At 59.8% G+C, this 746-nt stretch carries 1 protein-coding gene and 1 pseudogene; both read right to left on the reverse strand.

The annotated features are described in order from the left end of the window. Nucleotides 1-3: 3 nt before the first annotated feature. Complete coding sequence (locus EN991_RS38480) at nucleotides 4-207, reverse strand: DUF3126 family protein (RefSeq protein ID WP_013531334.1); 204 nt, start codon at nucleotides 205-207, stop codon at nucleotides 4-6. A 311-nt stretch (nucleotides 208-518) separates the two neighbouring features. Continuing rightward, nucleotides 519-746 (reverse strand): annotated as a pseudogene (locus EN991_RS38485) (serine O-acetyltransferase); the annotation flags it as partial.

Genomic DNA, 746 nt, shown 5'->3' on the forward strand with positions numbered 1-746 from the left:
GGCTCAGGCCAGATCGATGTCGAGAATCGCCATCGAAAAATTGTAGTCGCCGTCGTCCTCGTCCTTGAAGACGATGCCGAGGAATTCGTCGCCGACATAGACCTCGGCCGAATCGTCCTTGCGCGGCCGCGCCTTGACCTCAAGCTTGGGGTTTTGGAAGACGCGCTTGAAATAGGCGTCCAGCTTTCTGATTTCGTCCGGCTTCAACAGTCTTCTCCGATCATCGGGCTTGCTCGTTCGAACGCGCTTCTGGCACGTCGACAATGGCGATGTAAAGGCAAGCGGCCTGATTAAGGTCTGTTGATATTCACGTGAGGCCGGCCTGCAAATGGCGGTTTCCTGCGCTTCCCCGTTCTACCGCGTCGCGGTAGAACTGTGCTCACGTACCCAAACGTACGCTCCGCTCCGGTTCTCGGAACCCACCATTTTCGGCTCGGCCTGACCTGAATCTCAAAAGACCTTGGGCGAGAACAATCGCCCATGTCTGCCCACGGCCTCAGGCAGCGGACATATGACGGTCAGATGTCGAAACTGACGACCTGATCCATCGTCTGCGACGGCAAAAGCTGGTCCATCTGGCGCGACGGCTGATCGCAGCCGGTCTCGCCGACGACGCGGGCCGGCACGCCGGCAACCGTCTTGTTGTGAGGTACGGGCGACAGCACCACCGAGCCTGCCGCGATCTTCGAGCAATGGCCGATTTCGATGTTGCCGAGGATCTTGGCGCCGGCGCCGATCAGCACGCC

The organism is Mesorhizobium sp. M7A.F.Ca.US.005.03.2.1 (genome assembly GCF_003997795.1).
Taxonomy (GTDB): Bacteria; Pseudomonadota; Alphaproteobacteria; order Rhizobiales; family Rhizobiaceae; genus Mesorhizobium; species Mesorhizobium ciceri.